Source organism: Aeromonas sp. 82P (genome assembly GCF_051919365.1).
GTDB classification, from domain to species: domain Bacteria; phylum Pseudomonadota; class Gammaproteobacteria; order Enterobacterales; family Aeromonadaceae; genus Aeromonas; species Aeromonas veronii.
Genome location: NZ_JBQBEV010000001.1, coordinates 3,665,020 through 3,683,788 on the forward strand (window position 1 = coordinate 3,665,020; position 18,769 = coordinate 3,683,788).

Sequence of the window (18,769 nt, forward strand, 5' to 3'; positions counted from 1 at the left end):
TCTTATGTCACTATCAAGAGCGGGCTCAAGGATGGCATAAGCAGGTGTGCGCCTTGCGAGGGAGGCCGCGACCCCGTAGAGTGAAAGCCCATCCTGCCAGCACAAGGAGTTCGCATGTTTGATTTTGATCAGGAAGTAGACCGCAGTGGCACCATGAGCCTGAAATGGGACAAGTACAAGGGTCAGGATGTGCTGCCCATGTGGGTTGCCGATACCGACTTTGTCTCCCCCCGTCCGTGATTGAGGCGTTGACCAAACGGGTCGCCCACGGCATTTTCGGCTATTCACGCCCCTCGCCGCGCCTGATCGAACTCATTATCGAACGGATGGCGACACGCTATGGCTGGGCCATCGAGCCCGAATGGCTGGTGTTCCTGCCCGGCGTGGTGCCGGGGCTCAACCTTGCCTGCAAGGCGTGGAGCCAGCATGGCCGCGGTATCATCACCCCCAAGCCGGTCTACTACCCCTTCCTGCAGGCGCCGGGCTTCAATGATCGTCCCCTGCTCACCGTGCCGATGATTGAGGAAGCCGGTCGCTGGGTGCTGGATCTTGAAGAGCTGGAGCGTCAGGCTCCCGCCGCAGATCTGCTTCTGCTCTGCAACCCCCACAACCCGGGCGGCACCATCTTCACCCGTGACGAGCTGCTGGCCATCGATGCCATCGCCGCGCGCCACAATCTGGTGATCTGCTCCGATGAAATCCACTGCGATCTGCTGCTGGATAAAAACGCCCGCCACATTCCCTACGGCGCCATCAGTGCGCAAGCGGCCGAGCGCTGCGCGGTGATGATGGCCCCGAGCAAGACCTTCAATATCGCCGGTCTCTGTTGCTCCTTCGCCATTATCCCCAACGCCCGTCTGCGCTTCAGGCTACAGCAGGCGATGCGCGGCATCAGCGCTGACGTCAACCTGCTGGGCTTTATCGCCGCCGAAGCGGCCTATGAGGGTGGCGAACAGTGGCTGACCGAGCAACTCGACTATCTGGCAGCCAATCTGGCCCTGATCCAGCAGGCGGTTGCCCGCTGGCCCGGCGTCAAGCTGGCCAACCATCAGGCGACGTATCTGGCCTGGATCGATGTGAGCGCCCTTGGCCTTGCCGATCCCATCGCCTTCTTCGAGCAGGCCGGCGTTGGTCTCTCCCCCGGCGCCCAGTTTGGCGACGGTCAGTTCGTGCGGCTCAACTTCGGCTGCACCAGGGCACTACTGACCGACGCGCTGGCGCGGATGGAGCGGGCAATCCTCAACCACAACAAGCCCTGATCAGCCAGCAACGGGATGGCAAGCCCCATCCCTTTTACCCTGTGTCATCAGCCAGCGGTCAACTCAGTCAACGGTCAATTATGTCTCTACGGATCTTGCATCACCTTCTGCTTCCCCTCTGTGCACTCTCTGCGCTGCTCCCCTTTGGCAGCCAGGCGCTGACTATCGGAACGGGCCCGCTCAATGGGGTCTACTACCCGACCGGTGGCGCCATCTGCCGGGTGCTCAATGCCGGCCATGCCCTGCATGGGGACAGCTGCACCGTGCAGAGCACCCGTGGCTCGATGGCCAACCTCAAGGCACTCGACAAGGGGGACGTACAGCTGGCGCTGGTGCAATCCGATGTGTTGCACCACGCCCTGCACGGCACCGGCCCCTTCAGCGGGCAGGGGGCCAACAATGAGCTGCGCAGCCTGTTTCGCCTCTATCAGGAGTCGCTGACCCTGCTGGCCGCCCCCAATAGCGGCATCACCACCCTGGCAGATATCGAAGGGAAACGGGTCTATCCGGGCAACAACGGCGCCGGTGAGCAGATCACCAGCCAGGCCCTGATGGCAGCCATGGGATGGCAACCCGGGCAGTTTGCTGCCTATCAACTCAAGTCGGACAGCGAACCGCTGGAAGGGCTGTGCGATGACTCGCTGGATGCCGCTTTTGTGGTTGCCGGTCACCCCAGTCTGGCGGTCGGCGATCTGATCAGCCGCTGCAAGGTGCGCCTCATCCCCATCGAAGGGGAGCAGATCGACAGGCTACTCAAGCTACACCCCTACTACCAGCGCAGCCGCATCGCCGCCAACCTCTATCCGGGACAGACCACCGCCATCAACAACATCGGGATGAGTGCCGAACTGGTGGCGCTGGCCAGCCTGCCGGACCCCATCGTCCGTACCGTGCGCGATACCCTGCTGGCCCGGGTCAAACAGTTCAGTCGGCTGCATCCTGCCCTGAGCAAGGTGACCCCCGAGCAGTTGCAGGCGCAAACCGAGCTGCCCCTCCATGCGGGGATGTCGGATCAACCACCAGCTCCCTTGTCACTGACCCCCGAGCAGTTAACCGCGGAACAGCTGACGCCGGAGCCGTTAACATCAGCGCCATCGGCCTCGGAGGCGGCACCAACGGCAGAGCAGGTGAGTGCCGCAGTGGCGACAGAAGCCACAGAGGTTAATCCCTTACCCGAAGAGGCGCTCGAGGTCACCCCCGAGCTCACTGCTACGCCGACCACTGGGGGTCAGAGCGTGGCCCCTTCGACAGCAGCGTCAACTGTTCCATCACCATCGGCTGCCGTGTCGACTCAGTTGCCACAAAGCGCCTCTGCGGCCACTGCGCAGCAAGAGCAGGCAACCCAGCCTGCCAGCAGCGCGGTTGCTGACGAAACCCCACCGCAGGATAAGGCCGACATGTCACCCTCCCCTGCCACCAGCGCAGCCACACCGCTGCAACCCTGAATGGTCAGCGCCAACAAATACATCAGGGCAGCTTCGGCTGCCCTGATTGTTTACGCGCGTTCGATAGTGACGCAATTGATGGCGGCACAGTCACCCCGATAGGCCTGCTCACCTTGCCGCCCCGCTACGGCTCTATCACCCGGGTCAGATAGGGATTGGGCTTCTGGATCTCCTCCTCCACCCAGTGCAGCAACTGCTTGATAGCCCTTGATAACACCTGATTCTGACGCACCACATAACCCAGACTGGTCCCGGGAAAATCGCCGAGGCTGGTGACCGGCGCGGTGAGGTTGAGGCGCGGATGCAGGGAGAAGTCCGGCACGATGGCGACACCAAAGCCCGCCTCGGCCCAATCCAGCTGGGCGTCCACGCTGCCCACCTCCATGATGCGGCAGGGGGGCAAGGCCAACAGCGGCAGGGACGGGTCGATCAGCGCCCGGGTACGGGTGTCGTGACCGAGCAGGATCAGGGTCGGCTCGTCGAGGGGGTCGCTCTCCCCCGCCACCGCCCGCGCCTGCCAGCGGGCAAGGCCGTGGCCCAGCGCGCACCAGGTCACCTGTTGCAGCTCGGTATAGAAGAGCGGTTCGCTGCGCTTTTGCGCCATGACAAAACCCAGATCCGCCTTGCCCGCCTTGACCAGCTCGGCGGCCTGATCCGAAGTGGTGTTGAACAAGGTGAGGTCGATGCCGGGAAACTCCCGCTTGAAGCGCTGGAACGGCTGGATCAGCAGCAGGCGGGAGATGATGTCGCTGGCGGCGATGGCCAGCGTCCCCTGACTGAGCTGGTTGAGGGCATTGAGATCGGACTGGCAGAGCTGCAACTCGGCAATGGTGCGCTCGGCGCTTTGCAATAGCCGCTCTCCCGCCTGAGTCAGGCGAAACGGGCTGCGCTCGATCAGCCGCACCCGGGTCGCCTGCTCCAGCCGCTTGATATGCAGGCTGACATTGGGCTGGGTCATGTGCAGCTCGGTGGCGGTCTGGCCAAAATGTTGCAATCGGGCCAGGGTGACAAAGGTTTGCAGCCAGTGAATATCCAGCATAAGAGTCCCTCAACCCGCGAGGTGCGGGGCTTGCCAGGCAAAAATCGGACGGTTTGCCGCTTAATTGGCCATAATTATATGGTTCTCTTATCGGAATTATAAAGATAATTAATTTTTCTAATCCGCATCAGACTCCTAGGATGGACGCCTAACGTCTTAGGAGAAAGAGTCATGTCGTCTATCGTAGTCGTAGGTGCTAACTGGGGTGATGAAGGCAAAGGCCGCATCGTGGATTATCTGGCAGGTCAAGCTGGCGCCAGCATTCGCTTCCAGGGCGGCAACAACGCTGGCCACACCGTGGTCAACGACCTTGGCACCTTCAAGCTGCACCAGGTTCCGAGTGGCGTATTCAACCCGGATTGCCTGGTTGTCCTCGGCCCGGGCATGGTGATCAGCCCCGAGAAACTGACCGTCGAGCTCGACGAAGTCAAAGCCTCCGGCGTGACTCCGAAGCTGGCCATCTCTGACCGCGCTACCCTCTGCCTGCCGCTGCACGCACTGGAAGATACCCTGGAAGAGCAACGTCTGGGTGATGGCGCCTATGGCTCCACCCGTCAGGGTATCGCTCCTGCCTACGGCGATCGCGTGATGAAGAAAGCGATCCTGGTTGGCTGGCTGAAACAGCCGGACGTGCTGGTCGAGCGCATCCAGTTCATGCTGGACTGGAAACTGCCGCAGATGAAGGCTATCTACCCCTCCTTCGAATTCACCCAGACTGCCCAGGAGATGGCCGACTGGCTGCTGGAAGTCTCTGCCCCGTGGATCGACGCCGTCTGCAACGTCAGCATGCCGCTCAAAGCGCTGCAGGCCGAAGGCAAGACCCTGCTGTTCGAAGCGCAGCTGGGCGCTGGCCGTGACCTGATCTACGGCGAATACCCCTGGGTGACCTCCTCCCACGTATCCGGCGCCTACGCCGGTATCGGTGGCGGTCTGCCGGGTCTGCGCCCGGAGCGCGTCATCGCTGTGGCCAAGGCATTCAGCTCCTCTGTCGGTACCGGCACCCTGCTGACCGCCATGGAGAACCAGGACGAGTTCCGCAAGATCACCAACGAGTTCGGCGCTACCACTGGCCGTCCCCGTGATGTCGGCTACTTCGATGCCGTCGCCACCAAGAACGGTGTCGAGCTGCAAGCCGCCACCGAAGTGGCCCTGACCAAGCTGGACTGCCTGACCGGTCTGCCGGATCTGAAGATCTGCGTGGCTTACGAAGGTGCCCACACCGAGAACCCGATTTGGCCGCAAACCGCTGCCCTGAAGCCGGTTTACGAGCAGATGGAAAGCTGGAGCGAAGACATCACCGGCTGCCGCACCTTCGAAGAGCTGCCCAAAGCGGCCCAGCAGTACGTGCTGCGTATCGAAGAGCTGCTCGGCGTACCGGTTCCGATGGTTTCCGTCGGCCCGGGCCGTGACGAGATGATCCTGCGTTAATCCGCACGATCAGCTGTCAGCACAGTGAAGAACCGGCATCCATGATGCCGGTTTTTTTATGGCTGCGATTTACCCTCTCGCCATAAAAACAACTAAAAGGCTCAATTAACTCACTAATCGACAGCACATTGAGTCGTTCTGCAACAACATCCTGCACCACCCTCGCTAAAGTGAACCCGTTACCACACGAGGAGTCACCCGATGAAATTGCTCAAACAGAGTGCCCTGTTGCCACTGCTCTGCCTGACGGCCATGCCAGCCTTTGCCATGACCCTGAAGAGCACGGACATTCACGAAGGCCAGTTGATGGCCAAACAGTTCAGCTTCAACGGCTTTGGCTGCAGCGGCGACAACCACTCGCCCCAACTTAGCTGGCAGGATCTGCCAGCAGGCACCAAGAGTGTTGCCATCACCGCCTATGACCCCGATGCCCCTACCGGCAGCGGTTGGTGGCACTGGCTGGTGGTGAACCTGCCTGCCACCCAGAGCGAGCTGGCCAGCAATGCCTCCGGCAAGCTCAAGCAGGGATTGGAGATCCGCACCGACTTTGGCAGCCAGGGTTACGGCGGCCCCTGCCCACCCGCAGGTCACGGCATGCACCGCTATCAGTTCACCGCCTGGGCACTGCCCCATGATCTCGAGGTGAAGGCCGATACCCCGCCGGCTATGGTAGGCTACATGCTCAATAGCATGGCGCTCGGCAAAGCCACCCTGACCGCCACCTTCGTCACCCCCTAGGAGCCAACCGGATGAGCACTCCCCTGCTGCAACAGAGCCACTATCTCGGGATCCGCCGGCAGCCCCTTCACCGGGTGCTCATCTACGCCCCGACCCTCATCTGGGTCACCCAGGGGAGCAAGCAACTGTGGTGGCGCGAGCGGCGTCTGTCATTTGACAGGGAGCACTGGCTGCTGATCCCGGCAGGCCACCAGCTCACCTTCGTCAATCAGCCGGAGCAGGGCAAATTTCGCTCCCACGCCATCACGCTGCTGACTCCACCACCGCAGGAGTGGCTGGCCGAGTCAGCCCCTTCCCACGCCGATCTGGAGGAACCCGCCGTCAAGGTCACCCCCGGGCTCGCCTTCTGCTTTGAGCTCATCAGCACCATGGCCGAACGGGGACTGAGCGAGGCGACCCAGGCCGAACTGCTTCGCGGCTTCTATGCCGAGCTGCGGGCCGCCAACGCCCTCGGGTTGCTCTTTCCCGCCAGCACCATGACCCTCGCAGAGCGGCTGGCCCGATACCTGGCGGTGGAACCCGGCATCGACCACACCCTGGAGGCGGTGGCCCCCCACTTCTCCATGAGCCGCGCCTCCATGGTGCGCAAGCTGGCCGCCGAAGGTCGCAGCTTTCGCCAGTTGCTGGCTCAGGTACGCATGAGCCACGCCCTCAACCTGTTGCAGCAGGGCCTGACCCCGCTGGAGGTCGCCCTCGCCTGCGGTTATGACTCCCCCAGCCGTTTTGCCGCCCGCTTCAAACAGGAGTTCGGCCTGACGCCCCACCAATACCTGCACACCTGCCCATCCACCCTGCTCAGTCACGCCAGATAGTCGATAAGTAACTTTTCCGAAGAGAGTTGCTGCCAGCAGTTGTATATCCTTGGGCTGCGCAATGGATGGCAACATCCATCATGCAAAAGACCTCCATCCGGAGGCCTTTCTATTTTCACTCAAGTTGCACTCACACAATACCTGCCACGCTGCGGGTACGGGCTCGTCTTAGCCGGTCGTGAGCGGCAGAGAGAGGCGTTTAGCCAGTGCCTGGAAGTGCTGGCTTACCTCAGCCCCGAACAGGGGGTCGCCAATGGCGCGGTTCTGCCAGTTTTGCTCCAGATGACGCCAGTCATCCTCGGTCAGGGAGTCACGCAGATGGGGGAAGATCACCCCCTCTTCGTAGTTCATGTGTGCCTCTTGCAGCTCCACGAAGCGCTCCAGCTTGGTGGTGAACTGATCGAGGGGGATCACCGCATCCATCAGGATCATCTCCACCATCTCCTTGAGATCGGCCCCGGCCTCCAGCAGCTTGACGTGCTCCTCCTGCAGGCGGTTGGCGACCTCACCCTCCACCACCCGATATTTCAGGTAGTAGTCATAGATGAGGTCTTCCTTGGGATGGTGGTACTTGTCAGAGACCTCCCGCAGGTAGTCGATGACATCGCGCACCAGAAAATAGCTGATGGGCTCTTCGACACGGATGGCTGCCAGCTTGTGCTTGAGCAGCTCCAAAAGTCGGGCGATGTTGAGATGGTCCTTGTGCAGACTGGATAACATGGGCACTCCTTGGCTCTGAATTAATCTTATGTCCCTGAGTATACGGTCATTTGTCGCCCGAACTTTGCACTCAATCAAGTGGGATGCAGACAGATTTCCACTCTATCGGACTCTTGCCCTGTTGTTCCAGCAAGCGATTGGTCTCGCTAAAGTGACCGCAACCGATGAAACCGCGGTGGGCAGAGAGTGGGCTCGGGTGCGGCGCGGTCAGCACATAGTGGCGCTGGCGGTCGATGAAACGTCCCTTCTTCTGGGCGTGGGCGCCCCACAGCAGGAACACCACGCCCTGACAGCTGGCATTGATCTGCTCGATGACCCGATCGGTAAAGGTCTCCCATCCCAGATGGGCGTGGGAATGGGCCTGACCGGCCTGCACCGTCAGCACTGTGTTGAGCAGCAAGACACCTTGTTTGGCCCAGGATTCGAGAAAGCCGTGATTGGGTGTGACGAAACCTGGCAGGTCACGCTGCATCTCTTTATAGATGTTGACCAGTGAGGGGGGCGTACGCACGCCGGGCAGAACGGAGAAGCAGAGACCGTGCGCCTGATTGGGGCCGTGGTAGGGGTCCTGGCCCAGGATCACCACCTTGACCTGATCCAGCTCGGTCAGCTTGAAGGCATTGAACACATCGGTAGCTGGCGGGTAGATCACCTTGCCCGCTTCCCGCTCGGCTCTGACAGTTGCCAGTGTACTCTTGAAATAGTCCTGCTCTTTCTCAGAGCCAATCACATCACTCCAGGTCAGCACCCCGGCCTCCTCACTTGATACGGCGAAGGGCTCAGGATAGGGGGCCAGCCCGCAAGACGCAACCGTGGCTCACGCTTTCCAGAGCCTGGCGAGCCGCCCCGAGCGCTCCAGCTTGCGCAGGCCGGTATTGAACAGCAGCATCAGACGGCGCGCCTCGGGATCGGCCTTGCGCATCAGCAGGTATCCCGGTTGCAACCAGATGGGGTCGGCGGCACCGGTCAGTGACAGCGATTGGGGATGACGAACGAGCGCCTGCTGGAACAGAGTCTGTGCCACCTGCTCATCCATCACCAGATAGTGGATCCGCCCGTCAAGCAGCTTGCCCATGCTCTCCTCATCGGAATCTGACCACTCGAGGGTGAGCCCGGCTTGGCGAGCGGCAAAACCATCGCCATAGAAATAGCCACGGGTCACTCCGACCGGCTCGTGTTTCAGCTCACCCAGATTGATCGCGGGCGTACCGGTCAGCGTCATCAGGCGAGTGGTGAAATGGCCGAGCGAGGCGGAGAGATAGAAAAGCTGCTCCCGCTCGCGGGAGCGAAACCAGGGCATGGTGACCACATAGCGTCCCTCCAGAGTCAGTCGGTAAGCCTCGGCCCAGGAATAGAAGTGAAAGCTGACATCGAGCCCCTCTTCGGCAAAGGCCTGGCGCACCACCTCACAGAGAAAGCCCTGATTGGGCAGCGCCTCACTGATATAAGGTGGCCACTCGCCCACAGCAATTCGCACCGTCTCGGCCCGTACCGCAACACTGCTTGCCCAGCAACAAAACAGGGCCAGCCATGCCCACTTTCGCCACCCATTATACACCCGGCACTCTCCTCGCTTTTTTTGCTGAGTGTAGCCAACCCCTCAATTAACCTCAGAAAAAGCCGAAAAGATGTAGTTAAATTACTAGATTAACGAGATAAAAGATGCATAATTTGGATATCTTACAAAATCAGAAAAATGACCTATTTTTGATTCAACTCAAGAATTTAATCCCATTGAAATGGCGCTTTGTCAGATTTTCTTGATCTAGATCAATTTTAGTAATATTACCACCGTGGTATATATGACCCCATCAAAGAAAAGGTGTAAGGCAAGGGCCCTTTAAGTCATCGCCATCGACGGTAGCTAAATACATCAGGGTAATTTCCTTACAGTTGGATTCGCGTTCCCATTGAGGAGTCATACCATGATCAAAGGCATTCAAATCACCCAGGCCGCCAACACCGCTCTGCTGAACTCTTTCTGGCTGCTGGACGAAGAGAAGCAACAAGCTCGCTGCATCTGCGTCAAAGGCGATGCTTTCGCTGCCGATCAAGAAGTGCAACTGGCTGACCTGGGTCAGTTCGAATACCGCGAACTGCCGGTTCAGGCTGAACCTGCTGTTGAAGGTGGCCAGCACCTGAACGTCAACGTGCTGCGTCGCGAAACTCTGGAAGATGCTATCGAAAACCCGGAGAAGTACCCGCAGCTGACCATCCGTGTATCTGGCTACGCAGTGCGTTTCAACGCCCTGACCCCGGAACAGCAGCGTGACGTGGTTACCCGTACTTTCACCCAGAGCCTGTAATCAGCGCCCTGCAGTGAATAGCTGATACTCGCAGTATCAGCACAAAAAAACGACCAATCGGCCGTTTTTTTATTGCCCCCGCACCAGCCAACGCGGCCGTGCGGGGGGAAACTGCGCTTACGCCCTGTCCGCTTCCAGTTGCCCGACCTTGCCGCCGAGCACTGCATCCATTTTCTTCTCGTCCAGCTGCTTGCAGTATTTGGCGACCACCACGGTGGCAACCCCGTTACCGATCAGGTTGGTCAACGCCCGCGCTTCGGACATAAAACGGTCGATCCCCAGGATCAGCGCCAAACCAGCCAGTGGCAGATGGCCCACCGCCGAAATAGTTGCCGCCAGCACGATAAAGCCACTACCAGTCACCCCTGCTGCCCCTTTCGAGGAGATCAGCAGTACCACCAGCAGGGTGATCTGTTGGAACAGATCCAGAGCCTGGGCGATAAAAATCGCCGCCATGGTCAGATAGATGGAGGTGCCATCCAGGTTAAAGGAGTACCCGGTCGGAATGACCAGCCCCACCACCGATTTCTGGCAACCCAGCTTCTCCATCTTGTGCAGCATCCGCGGCAGTACCGACTCGGAAGAGGAGGTCCCCAGCACGATCAGCAGCTCCTCGCGAATGTAGGAGATGAAACGCAGGATGCTGAAGCCTGAGGCTTTAGCGATGCTGCCCAGCACAATGAAGATAAAGAAGAGGCAGGTGAGATAGAAGCAGGCAATAAGCTGGCCCAGCTGTACAAGTGAACCTACTCCATATTTGCCGATGGTAAATGCCATTGCCCCGAATGCACCGACCGGCGCCAGTCTCATTATCATATTGATAATGCCAAATATGACTTTGGAGAAACTGTCGATGACGCCGAAAATAATCTGTCCCTTTTCACCGATATGATGCAGGGAGAAGCCGAACAGCACCGCAAACAGTAACACCTGCAAGATATTACCGCTGGCAAAGGCACCGATCACACTGCCCGGAATAATATCCAGCAAAAAGGCGATAATGCCCTGGGACTTGGCCTGCTCCGCATAGGCGGAGATGGCGCTGGCATCCAGCGCAGCCGGATCGACGTTCATACCGGCACCCGGTTGCAGCAGGTTGACCACGCACAGCCCGATGATCAAGGCGATGGTGCTGACCACCTCGAAGTAGAGCAGAGCAATGGCGCCGGTCTTGCCGACCGCCTTCATGCTCTCCATCCCGGCAATGCCGGTAACCACGGTACAGAAAATAACAGGGGCGATGATCATCTTGATCAATTTGACGAAGCCATCACCGAGGGGCTTCATATCGGCGCCCAGTTCTGGATAGACATGCCCCAGAAATACCCCGAGGGTAATCGCGAGCAATACTTGAAAATAGAGGCTGCTAAATAGTTTCTTTCGCATTATTAACGTCCTGTTAATTTAATTGCACATTGTTATGGCAGCAATAAACATGCAGATAGCCGGACGAGATATCTGCGTACCCCACCCGATCCATGCTATTTCTGCATTACTACGGTGACCACTTTACATGTAATAAAAAACAATTAAGAGACATCAATAACACAACAAAATTAACACCGTTAACACCACAGCAACCGACGATTGTTTGCTCGTAGATTAATTTGAGTCTTCAACTAAATATGGCAGATATAAAAATACCCCGCATTGCGGGGCATTTTCATCAGGCATGACAGCGTCGGGATCAGGCCGAGGTATCGAGGGGTTCGAAGCCCTTGATCAGGTCATCGATGGCCTTCATCTGTTTGAGGAAGCCTTCCAGCTTCTCCAGCGGCAGGGCGCTCGGGCCATCACAACGGGCAATCTTCGGATCCGGGTGGGATTCGATAAAGAGACCGGCCAGACCGACCGCCATGCCGGCGCGCGCCAGCTCGGTCACCTGCTCGCGACGGCCACCGGAGGCGGCACCCAGCGGATCACGGCACTGCAGGGAGTGGGTCACGTCAAAGATCACCGGATAGCCACCGGTGCTCTTCTTCATCACGCCCAGACCCAGCATGTCCACCACCAGGTTGTCGTAGCCGAAATTGGCACCGCGCTCGCAGAGGATCAGCTGATCGTTGCCGCACTCCTCAAACTTGTCGGTGATGTTCTTCATCTGGCTTGGGCTTAGGAACTGCGGCTTCTTGATGTTAATGACGTTGCCGGTGCGGGCCATGGCTTCCACCAGATCAGTCTGGCGCGCCAGGAAAGCGGGCAGCTGGATAACGTCAACCACCTCGGCGACCGGCTTGGCCTGATGGGGTTCGTGCAGATCGGAGATGACCGGCATGCCGAAGGTCGCTTTCAGCTCCTGGAAAATCTTCATCCCCTCTTCCAGACCCGGACCGCGGTAGGAGTGGATGGAGGAGCGGTTGGCCTTGTCCCAGCTCGCCTTGAAGACAAACGGGATGCCCAGCTTGCTGGTCACTTCCACGTACTTCTCGCACACCGCCATCGCCATGTCGCGGGATTCCAGCACGTTCATGCCGCCAAACAGCACGAACGGTTTGTCGTTGGCAACGTCGATCTGGTTGATCTTGATATTCTTCTGTTCCATCTAAGACATCCTTAATAAAAGGGCCTGAAGCCTAGTTACTCCGTTGCGACCGGACGCAGCGGCCTTGATATTCTTCAGTTTCAGTTTCAAGCCGCCCTTAATGGAGGGGCTTGGGGCTCAGATCCAGCGCGGCCAGCTGTACTTTCAGCACATCGGCGACCGGATCGTCCGGGCATTGTTCAATAAAATATTCAAAATCGTCGGCGGCCTGGCGCGGGCAATCGAGCTGCTCGTAGATAAAGCCGCGATCCCGCGTCTCCAGCGGATCGCCGGGCTTCATCCGCAGCAACAGCTCGCTGCAACGCAGCGCCTCGGGCATGCGATCTTCCCGCAGCAGGGCACCCTTGCTGACGTTGAGCAGCCGTTCGATGATCTCCCACTGGCCGGAGGGCTGCAGGTAGTCAGGGGTCAGGGTCGCCAAGTCCCCCAACGCACCGCGCAGCAGCAGCTCGATGCGGGCCAGACTCAGCTCGTCACCGGTAAAGGGGTCGACATAGACCTCCCCCTCGCCACCGGCAAAGCTCACCAGGAAGTGGCCGGGGAAGCAGATCCCCTCCACATCGAGCCCAAGCTTGCGCCCCAGCTGGATGATGAGAATGCCGAGGCTGACCGGGATCCCTTTGCGCTGAACCAGCACCTGATTGAGATCGCAGTTGTTGGCAGAGAAATAATCCTGCCAGTCGCCATGAAAACCGAGGCTGTGGTAGAAGCCCTGCAGCAACTGCTGGCGCACTTCGTCGCAGGTGCCCTCTTCGATCTGCTCGTCCAGCCACTCGTCCAGCAGGTTCAACTCGCGGATCCCCTCCTCGACCGAGCCATAAATCTCGTCGCTGACTGACAACGCCAGTTCAGTGATGTCGTGGGCTTCGAAATCGGTCCATTCGTCTATGTGTAACATTCTCTTCATGCCTTAGCCGAACACACTCGTCTGTTTGAGCACTGCCAACTTGGCAATAAAGTAGATCCAGCCGAGCGCCCCCAGAAAGGAGCACCAGCGCACCAGATTGCTTTTGGCCAGCCGCAGCGCCATCGCCGCCAGAAATACCAGCACCAGAATGGCCATCAGCTTCTCGCTGAGCCAGGGCGTTCCGTTATTGAGCGGGTTGAGATCCAGCACCATGCAGAGCAATACGCCGGAGAGCACCACCAGACCGTTGAGCCAGCCGCTGACCTTCATCACCGGCGCGCTATAGGCTCGGCCAGTGGCGGTCTGTACCCAGTAGAAGCGGAGCATAAACATCAGCACGGCCCCGGCAATCAGGGTGAGGTGCAGGTGTTTGAGCACAAAAACCATATTCAATCCTTGCATGGGGGCGCACAGGCAACCCGCCGATTAACAGTGAGGAACCGTCAGCGCAGCGGGCAGAGGCCCAGCGTCACCCTGTCGTTATCCCCGTAATCACGCACCGTGGCTACCTCGCGGTAACCGCCATCGCGCAGCAACTGACGCACCGCCTCCCCCTGATCCCAGCCATGCTCCAGCAGCAACCAGCCATCGGCCAGCAGATAAGCGGGGGCATGGGCCACGATGTGGCGTATATCGGCCAGCCCGGCGTCATCGGCAACCAGCGCCGAGCGGGGCTCAAAGCGCACATCACCCTGCTCGAGATGGGGATCGGCGCCATCAATATAGGGGGGATTGGAGACAATCACCGCAAAACGTGGCGTATTGTCGCGATCCGGCTCGCCAAGGGGCTCGAACCAGCTGCCGTCGCGCACCTCGATGGGTAACCCCAGCGCGGCGCTGTTCTCGCGAGCCAGTGCCGCGGCATCCGCCATCCGATCCACCGCCCACACATCGACCTCGGGCCGCTCGGACTTGAGCGCCAGCGCGATGGCGCCGGTGCCGGTGCCGAGATCCAGCACGGTGCACGGCCCCTGCGGGATTCTTGTCAGCGCCTGCTCGACCAGCACCTCGGTATCGGGGCGCGGGATCAGGGTCGCCGGGCTCACTTTCAGCGGCAGCGACCAGAACTCCCGCTCACCAACGAGATGGGCGATGGGTTCGCCGTTGAGACGACGAGCCAGCCACGTCTGCAGGGTGGCCTGCTGGGCGGCATCCAGCTCACGCTCGGGCCAGGTCATCAGATAGCTGCGACGACACCCGAGCAGATGACAGAGCAGTACATCGGCATCGGCGCGAGGGGACTCCCCCTCAGCCAGCACGGTCATGATATGGGCACGAGCCTGCTGGATCTGCATCAGTGCCACTCCACCTTATGGGCACAACACTTAATGCGAGTTTGCCGGATCACCATTTGCATCAGTTGTTCTCGGCCAGCGAGGCGAGCTGATCGGCCTGATACTCCTGCACCAGCGGGGTGATGACGCAGTCCAGATCCCCTTCCAAAATTTCGGAGAGACGGTAGAGGGTCAGGTTGATGCGGTGCTCGGAGAGGCGGCCCTGCGGGTAGTTGTAGGTACGGATGCGCTCGGAGCGATCGCCGGAGCCCACCAGATTGCGGCGGGTACTCTGCTCGGCGGCGCGGTGGCGCTCATCCTCGGCCGCTTGCAGGCGGGCGGAGAGCACCGACATCGCCTTGGCGCGGTTCTTGTGCTGGGAGCGCTCGTCCTGACACTCCACCACCAGCCCGGTCGGCAGGTGGGTGATACGAATGGCCGAGTCGGTCTTGTTGACGTGCTGACCACCGGCACCGGAGGCGCGGAAGGTGTCGATCTTCAGATCTGAAGGGTTGATCTCGATCTGCTCGGCTTCCGGCACTTCCGGCAGCACGGCGACGGTACAAGCGGAGGTGTGCACCCGACCCTGGGATTCGGTCTCAGGCACCCGCTGCACCCGGTGACCACCGGATTCAAACTTGAGGCGGCCATAGACCCGCTCGCCGTCGATCTTGGCGATCACCTCCTTGTAGCCACCGTATTCACCGTCATTGCAGCTGACGATGGAGACGCGCCAGCCCTGACGCTCGGCAAACCGTGAATACATGCGGAACAGGTCACCGGCAAAGATGGCCGCTTCGTCGCCACCGGCACCGGCGCGGATCTCCAGATAGCAGTTGTTGTCATCCTTGGGATCCTTGGGCAGCAACATCAGTTGCAGCTCCTGCTCCAGCGCCTCCAGATTGGCCTTGGCCAGCGGCAGCTCCTCCTGCGCCATCTCGCGCAGGTCGGCATCATCCTCCTCCAGCATCATCTGGGTGGTATCCAGATCATCCTGCGCCTGACGGTAACGCTGGAAGGCGTGAACGATATCTTCCAGCTGGGCATATTCGCGGGTCAGGGCGCGGTAGCGATCCTGATCCGAGACCACATCCGGCTCGCCGAGCATGGCCTGTACTTCTTCGTGGCGCTCGATGAGGCCTTCCAGCTTTCTGATCAGTGACGGATTCATAACTCTTGCATTCTCAATGGAGGACGGGACAACCGGCAGGTTGCCCGAAAATTATGGCTCTTGTGACAACCCCAGCGCCTGCCGCAAGCGGGAGAGCTCGCTCTGATCCCCCTGGGAGGCAGCCTGGCGCAATGCCTGGGTCGGCGCGTGGATCAATTTGTTGGTGAGGCGATGGGCCATCGCCTTGAGCGCCTGTTCGGCACTCTCGCCCTGCGCCAATGCCAGCAGGGCCCGTTGCAACTCTTCATCAGCCACTTGCTGGGACTGATGGCGGTAATCGCGAATGAGGTCGACCGAACTCTGGCCGCGATACCAGCCCATAAACTCGTCGCGCTCTTCCTGCACGATCACTTCCGCCTGCGCGGCAGCCCGTTTACGGGTTTCGAGGTTCTGCTCGATGATCCCCTGCAAATCATCCACCGTGTAGAGATAGGCATCGGAGAGCTCATCGACTTCGGCTTCGATGTCGCGCGGCACGGCAATATCCACCAGAAACATGGGTTTGAAGCGGCGGGCCTTCAGCGCGCGCTCCACCATCCCCTTGCCGATGATGGGCAGGGGGCTGGCGGTCGAGCTGATGACAATATCCGCTTCGTGCAGATAGTCGGGGATCTCTTCGAGCGTCATCACCTGGGCGCCGAATTCGGCCGCCAGGGTCTGGGCGCGCTGCAGGGTGCGGTTGGCCACCATCATCTTGGTGACGTTCTGCTCGCGCAGATGACGGGCCACCAGTTCGATGGTCTCCCCCGCCCCGACCAGCAGCACCTTGGTCTGGGAGAGATCGGAGAAGATCCGCCGACCCAGACTGACGGCGGCAAAGGCCACCGACACGGCACTGGCGCCAATCTCGGTATCGGTACGCACTCTTTTCGCCACCGAGAAGGATTTCTGGAACAACCGCTCCAGCGCCCCCTTCACCGACTCCGCCTGCTGGGCGTGGGCATAGGATTGCTTGATCTGCCCCAGGATCTGCGGCTCCCCCAACACCAGAGAGTCGAGCCCGCACGCCACCCGCATCAAGTGGCGCACCGCCTCTTCATCGTGATGCTGATAGATGGCAGTGACCAGTTCGGCCGCGTCCAGCCCGTGGAACTGCTGCAGCCAGCGCAGCACTTGCTCCTGCCGCTCCTCCTCCAGATTGCAATAGAGTTCGGTCCGGTTGCAGGTGGAGACGATCACCGCCTCGCTGACACCGGGTTGGCTCACCAGCTCACGCAAGGCGCGATCGATGCAGTCCGGGCCAAAGGCGACCCGTTCCCGCAAGGCGACACTGGCGGTGTTGTGGTTGATTCCGAGGGCAAGCAAACTCATGAGTGGGCGACGATCATTTCATACGCTGGGTGCAAAGGCTGCCAATTGTACGAGAAAGGGTAAGTCTTTAAAAGCAATACGGCCGCCCCGTATACTGTGGCAAATTCCTCTCTCTGGAGCCGTCTCTTGCTGCTACGTATTTTTACCCTCACCTGCCTGCTGTTGCTGGCCGGTTGTGCCACCACCCAGCCCCAGCGTGACCAGGTGAACTGGAACCAGGAGCGGGCCCGTCTCGAGCAGCTGACCCATTGGCAGCTATCCGGCAAGATGGCCATCATCACCCCCCAGCAAAAGGGCAGTGCCCGCCTCAACTGGCAGCAGGATGGCGATGATTATCGCCTCAACCTCACCAGCCTGATTGGCACCAGCATTCTGGAGCTCTCCCGCAGCAAGGGGGAGATCACCCTGCTCGACAGCGACGGCAATCGCCACCAGAGCCAGGATGCCGAAGCGCTCATCTATCAACTGACCGGCTGGAATATTCCGGTTGCGGGATTGCCAGAGTGGATCAAGGGGCTGCCAGGTCAGGCGGAGTTTGAACTCAACCCCGACAGCAGTCTGGCCAGCGTGCGTGACGGCCAGTGGCAGATCGTCTATGGCGATTATCGGGATCAGGATGGCTACCGCCTGCCACACCAGCTGACCATGACCGGCCAGAACAGCCGCCTCAAGCTTCAGATCAACCAATGGACTCTTGCACGTTAATGGCTTCCACACGCTGGCCGGCACCGGCCAAACTCAACCTGTTTTTACACGTCAATGGCCGTCGTCCCGATGGCTATCACGAGCTGCAGACCCTGTTTATCTTCCTCAACCACAGCGACTGGCTCGAGTTTGAGGTGATACCGAATAGCGACACACTCACCCTGAGCCCGGCCATTCCCGGGGTGCCGGATGAGCAGAATCTGATTATTCGGGCGGCACGCCTGCTGCAGGCAACCCTGCCGAGCCCGCAGGGAGCCCATATCCGGCTGGAGAAAGTGCTGCCCATGGGGGGCGGCATTGGCGGCGGTTCATCCGATGCAGCGACCACGCTGGTAGCGCTTAACCACCTCTGGCAAGCGGGTTTGAGCGAAGATGAACTGGCAGCACTTGGCGTCCAGCTGGGGGCCGATGTACCGGTGTTTGTTCGTGGCAAGGCGGCCTTTGCCGAAGGAGTGGGCGAGCGGCTGCAACCAGTCGAACTGCCCGATGCCTGGTATCTGGTACTCAAGCCAGATTGCCATGTAGCGACCGCAGCCGTATTCCAGGATCCGGACCTGCCGAGAGCCACGCCAAAAATGGCGCTGGACAACCTGCTCGAAGGCGAGTGGAAAAACGATTGCGAATCACTGGTGAAAAAGCGCCACCCCGAGGTTGCCAATGCGCTCGGCTGGTTGCTAGAATACGCGCCGTCAAGAATGACGGGCACAGGAGCCTGCGTCTTTGCTCAATTTGAAGACGAAGTGACTGCTCGGGAAGTGTTGGCCTGCGTGCCGAAGGGACTTGATGGGTTTGTCGCCAAGGGCGAGAACATATCACCTCTCTTCTCCACATTGCAACAGTTCAAATGATTGGGGTATCGCCAAGCGGTAAGGCAGCGGGTTTTGATCTCGCCATTCCTAGGTTCGAATCCTAGTACCCCAGCCAATTTTACCGAACGGTATTGATGATGATTAACGTGGCCGGTTTTGCACTCGGCCACGGATTCGGGTTACCGGTATCATCACATTCATTGGGCAGCAGACACCTTGTACGTTATCTTGATAAATCGTTTGCCCCAAAACGATAGAGTCTGATTTCAGACTCCCCCACATACTGGATGCAACCCCGAGGTT

Annotated in this window: 17 protein-coding genes, 1 tRNA gene and 2 pseudogenes; 9 read left to right on the plus strand and 11 right to left on the minus strand. The window is 59.7% G+C overall.

Features of this window, described 5'->3' with window-relative positions; genetic code table 11:
* The first annotated feature begins 114 nt into the window (after nucleotides 1-114).
* Both ACTG2S_RS16665 and ACTG2S_RS16670 read left to right on the plus strand, forming a co-directional pair.
* Nucleotides 115-1,259: pseudogene (locus ACTG2S_RS16665) on the plus strand (MalY/PatB family protein).
* 80 nt (nucleotides 1,260-1,339) lie between these two features.
* Complete coding sequence (locus ACTG2S_RS16670; protein WP_279498602.1) at nucleotides 1,340-2,704, plus strand: TAXI family TRAP transporter solute-binding subunit; 1,365 nt, start codon at nucleotides 1,340-1,342, stop codon at nucleotides 2,702-2,704.
* A gap of 124 nt (nucleotides 2,705-2,828) precedes the next feature.
* On the opposite strand, the gene ACTG2S_RS16675 is transcribed toward ACTG2S_RS16670, so the two are convergent.
* Complete coding sequence (locus ACTG2S_RS16675) at nucleotides 2,829-3,743, minus strand: LysR family transcriptional regulator (RefSeq protein ID WP_042658174.1); 915 nt, start codon at nucleotides 3,741-3,743, stop codon at nucleotides 2,829-2,831.
* Nucleotides 3,744-3,914: 171 nt separating this feature from the next.
* Between ACTG2S_RS16675 and ACTG2S_RS16680 the strand changes: the two genes are divergently transcribed.
* The 3 genes from ACTG2S_RS16680 to ACTG2S_RS16690 all read left to right on the plus strand — a co-directional run bounded on the left by ACTG2S_RS16680 (nucleotide 3,915) and on the right by ACTG2S_RS16690 (nucleotide 6,721).
* Nucleotides 3,915-5,171, plus strand: coding sequence for an adenylosuccinate synthetase (locus ACTG2S_RS16680; protein ID WP_005334922.1), 1,257 nt, complete (start codon nucleotides 3,915-3,917; stop codon nucleotides 5,169-5,171).
* A gap of 201 nt (nucleotides 5,172-5,372) precedes the next feature.
* Nucleotides 5,373-5,909 (plus strand): YbhB/YbcL family Raf kinase inhibitor-like protein, encoded by a 537-nt coding sequence (locus ACTG2S_RS16685; protein ID WP_069526371.1) that lies wholly within the window; start codon nucleotides 5,373-5,375, stop codon nucleotides 5,907-5,909.
* 11 nt (nucleotides 5,910-5,920) lie between these two features.
* Nucleotides 5,921-6,721: a helix-turn-helix transcriptional regulator gene (locus ACTG2S_RS16690; RefSeq protein ID WP_274161319.1), complete on the plus strand. Its 801-nt coding sequence runs from the start codon at nucleotides 5,921-5,923 to the stop codon at nucleotides 6,719-6,721.
* A 168-nt stretch (nucleotides 6,722-6,889) separates the two neighbouring features.
* Here the strand turns inward: ACTG2S_RS16690 and ACTG2S_RS16695 are convergent, their stop codons facing one another.
* The 3 genes from ACTG2S_RS16695 to ACTG2S_RS16705 form a co-directional block, all read right to left on the minus strand.
* Nucleotides 6,890-7,441: a hemerythrin domain-containing protein gene (locus ACTG2S_RS16695; RefSeq protein ID WP_274161320.1), complete on the minus strand. Its 552-nt coding sequence runs from the start codon at nucleotides 7,439-7,441 to the stop codon at nucleotides 6,890-6,892.
* 70 nt (nucleotides 7,442-7,511) lie between these two features.
* Nucleotides 7,512-8,189, minus strand: a complete 678-nt coding sequence (gene ung / locus ACTG2S_RS16700; RefSeq protein WP_005353881.1) for a uracil-DNA glycosylase — start codon at nucleotides 8,187-8,189, stop codon at nucleotides 7,512-7,514.
* Nucleotides 8,190-8,258: 69 nt separating this feature from the next.
* Nucleotides 8,259-8,999 (minus strand): substrate-binding periplasmic protein, encoded by a 741-nt coding sequence (locus tag ACTG2S_RS16705; RefSeq protein WP_274161321.1) that lies wholly within the window; start codon nucleotides 8,997-8,999, stop codon nucleotides 8,259-8,261.
* Between the two features lie 367 nt (nucleotides 9,000-9,366).
* Between ACTG2S_RS16705 and grcA the strand changes: the two genes are divergently transcribed.
* Entirely contained in the window at nucleotides 9,367-9,747 is a 381-nt protein-coding gene (gene grcA, locus ACTG2S_RS16710; RefSeq protein ID WP_005334936.1) for an autonomous glycyl radical cofactor GrcA, read from the plus strand.
* 117 nt (nucleotides 9,748-9,864) lie between these two features.
* On the opposite strand, the gene ACTG2S_RS16715 is transcribed toward grcA, so the two are convergent.
* From ACTG2S_RS16715 to hemA, 7 genes are all read right to left on the minus strand, one after another.
* Complete coding sequence (locus tag ACTG2S_RS16715) at nucleotides 9,865-11,133, minus strand: dicarboxylate/amino acid:cation symporter (protein WP_274161322.1); 1,269 nt, start codon at nucleotides 11,131-11,133, stop codon at nucleotides 9,865-9,867.
* 301 nt (nucleotides 11,134-11,434) lie between these two features.
* A complete protein-coding gene (gene kdsA / locus ACTG2S_RS16720) occupies nucleotides 11,435-12,289 on the minus strand; it encodes a 3-deoxy-8-phosphooctulonate synthase (protein WP_005334937.1) in 855 nt (284 codons plus the stop codon).
* Between the two features lie 97 nt (nucleotides 12,290-12,386).
* On the minus strand, nucleotides 12,387-13,187 hold the full coding sequence (locus ACTG2S_RS16725; RefSeq protein ID WP_005362204.1) for a SirB1 family protein: 801 nt from the start codon (nucleotides 13,185-13,187) through the stop codon (nucleotides 12,387-12,389).
* Between the two features lie 12 nt (nucleotides 13,188-13,199).
* Complete coding sequence (locus tag ACTG2S_RS16730; RefSeq protein ID WP_005334939.1) at nucleotides 13,200-13,583, minus strand: SirB2 family protein; 384 nt, start codon at nucleotides 13,581-13,583, stop codon at nucleotides 13,200-13,202.
* Between the two features lie 56 nt (nucleotides 13,584-13,639).
* Nucleotides 13,640-14,491, minus strand: a complete 852-nt coding sequence (gene prmC, locus ACTG2S_RS16735) for a peptide chain release factor N(5)-glutamine methyltransferase (RefSeq protein ID WP_274161323.1) — start codon at nucleotides 14,489-14,491, stop codon at nucleotides 13,640-13,642.
* A 61-nt stretch (nucleotides 14,492-14,552) separates the two neighbouring features.
* Nucleotides 14,553-15,641 carry a peptide chain release factor 1 gene (gene prfA / locus ACTG2S_RS16740; RefSeq protein WP_005334945.1) on the minus strand — a complete coding sequence of 363 codons (1,089 nt, stop codon included), beginning with the start codon at nucleotides 15,639-15,641 and terminating at the stop codon, nucleotides 14,553-14,555.
* A gap of 51 nt (nucleotides 15,642-15,692) precedes the next feature.
* Nucleotides 15,693-16,952: a glutamyl-tRNA reductase gene (gene hemA / locus ACTG2S_RS16745; protein ID WP_005362209.1), complete on the minus strand. Its 1,260-nt coding sequence runs from the start codon at nucleotides 16,950-16,952 to the stop codon at nucleotides 15,693-15,695.
* 126 nt (nucleotides 16,953-17,078) lie between these two features.
* Between hemA and lolB the strand changes: the two genes are divergently transcribed.
* From lolB to ACTG2S_RS16760, 3 genes and pseudogenes are all read left to right on the plus strand, one after another.
* Nucleotides 17,079-17,657 (plus strand): lipoprotein insertase outer membrane protein LolB, encoded by a 579-nt coding sequence (gene lolB, locus ACTG2S_RS16750; RefSeq protein ID WP_069526375.1) that lies wholly within the window; start codon nucleotides 17,079-17,081, stop codon nucleotides 17,655-17,657.
* Nucleotides 17,657-18,527 (plus strand): annotated as a pseudogene (ispE, locus tag ACTG2S_RS16755) (4-(cytidine 5'-diphospho)-2-C-methyl-D-erythritol kinase). Before lolB ends, ispE begins: the two are co-directional and overlap by 1 nt.
* A tRNA-Gln gene (locus ACTG2S_RS16760) sits at nucleotides 18,507-18,581 on the plus strand. The pseudogene ispE and the gene ACTG2S_RS16760 overlap by 21 nt, the downstream one beginning before the upstream one ends.
* Nucleotides 18,582-18,769: the final 188 nt, after the last annotated feature.

What these genes read in the sequence shown, in the direction of transcription:
- ACTG2S_RS16685 (WP_069526371.1), top strand. Translation starts at nt 5,373, where the DNA reads ATGAAATTGCTCAAACAGAGTGCCCTGTTGCCACTGCTCTGCCTGACG.
- ACTG2S_RS16715 (WP_274161322.1), bottom strand. Translation starts at nt 11,133, where the DNA reads ATGCGAAAGAAACTATTTAGCAGCCTCTATTTTCAAGTATTGCTCGCG.
- ACTG2S_RS16695 (WP_274161320.1), bottom strand. Translation starts at nt 7,441, where the DNA reads ATGTTATCCAGTCTGCACAAGGACCATCTCAACATCGCCCGACTTTTG.
- hemA (WP_005362209.1), bottom strand. Translation starts at nt 16,952, where the DNA reads ATGAGTTTGCTTGCCCTCGGAATCAACCACAACACCGCCAGTGTCGCC.
- grcA (WP_005334936.1), top strand. Translation starts at nt 9,367, where the DNA reads ATGATCAAAGGCATTCAAATCACCCAGGCCGCCAACACCGCTCTGCTG.
- ACTG2S_RS16675 (WP_042658174.1), bottom strand. Translation starts at nt 3,743, where the DNA reads ATGCTGGATATTCACTGGCTGCAAACCTTTGTCACCCTGGCCCGATTG.
- ACTG2S_RS16680 (WP_005334922.1), top strand. Translation starts at nt 3,915, where the DNA reads ATGTCGTCTATCGTAGTCGTAGGTGCTAACTGGGGTGATGAAGGCAAA.
- ACTG2S_RS16670 (WP_279498602.1), top strand. Translation starts at nt 1,340, where the DNA reads ATGTCTCTACGGATCTTGCATCACCTTCTGCTTCCCCTCTGTGCACTC.
- prfA (WP_005334945.1), bottom strand. Translation starts at nt 15,641, where the DNA reads ATGAATCCGTCACTGATCAGAAAGCTGGAAGGCCTCATCGAGCGCCAC.
- kdsA (WP_005334937.1), bottom strand. Translation starts at nt 12,289, where the DNA reads ATGGAACAGAAGAATATCAAGATCAACCAGATCGACGTTGCCAACGAC.
- prmC (WP_274161323.1), bottom strand. Translation starts at nt 14,491, where the DNA reads ATGCAGATCCAGCAGGCTCGTGCCCATATCATGACCGTGCTGGCTGAG.
- ACTG2S_RS16725 (WP_005362204.1), bottom strand. Translation starts at nt 13,187, where the DNA reads ATGTTACACATAGACGAATGGACCGATTTCGAAGCCCACGACATCACT.
- ACTG2S_RS16730 (WP_005334939.1), bottom strand. Translation starts at nt 13,583, where the DNA reads ATGGTTTTTGTGCTCAAACACCTGCACCTCACCCTGATTGCCGGGGCC.
- ACTG2S_RS16690 (WP_274161319.1), top strand. Translation starts at nt 5,921, where the DNA reads ATGAGCACTCCCCTGCTGCAACAGAGCCACTATCTCGGGATCCGCCGG.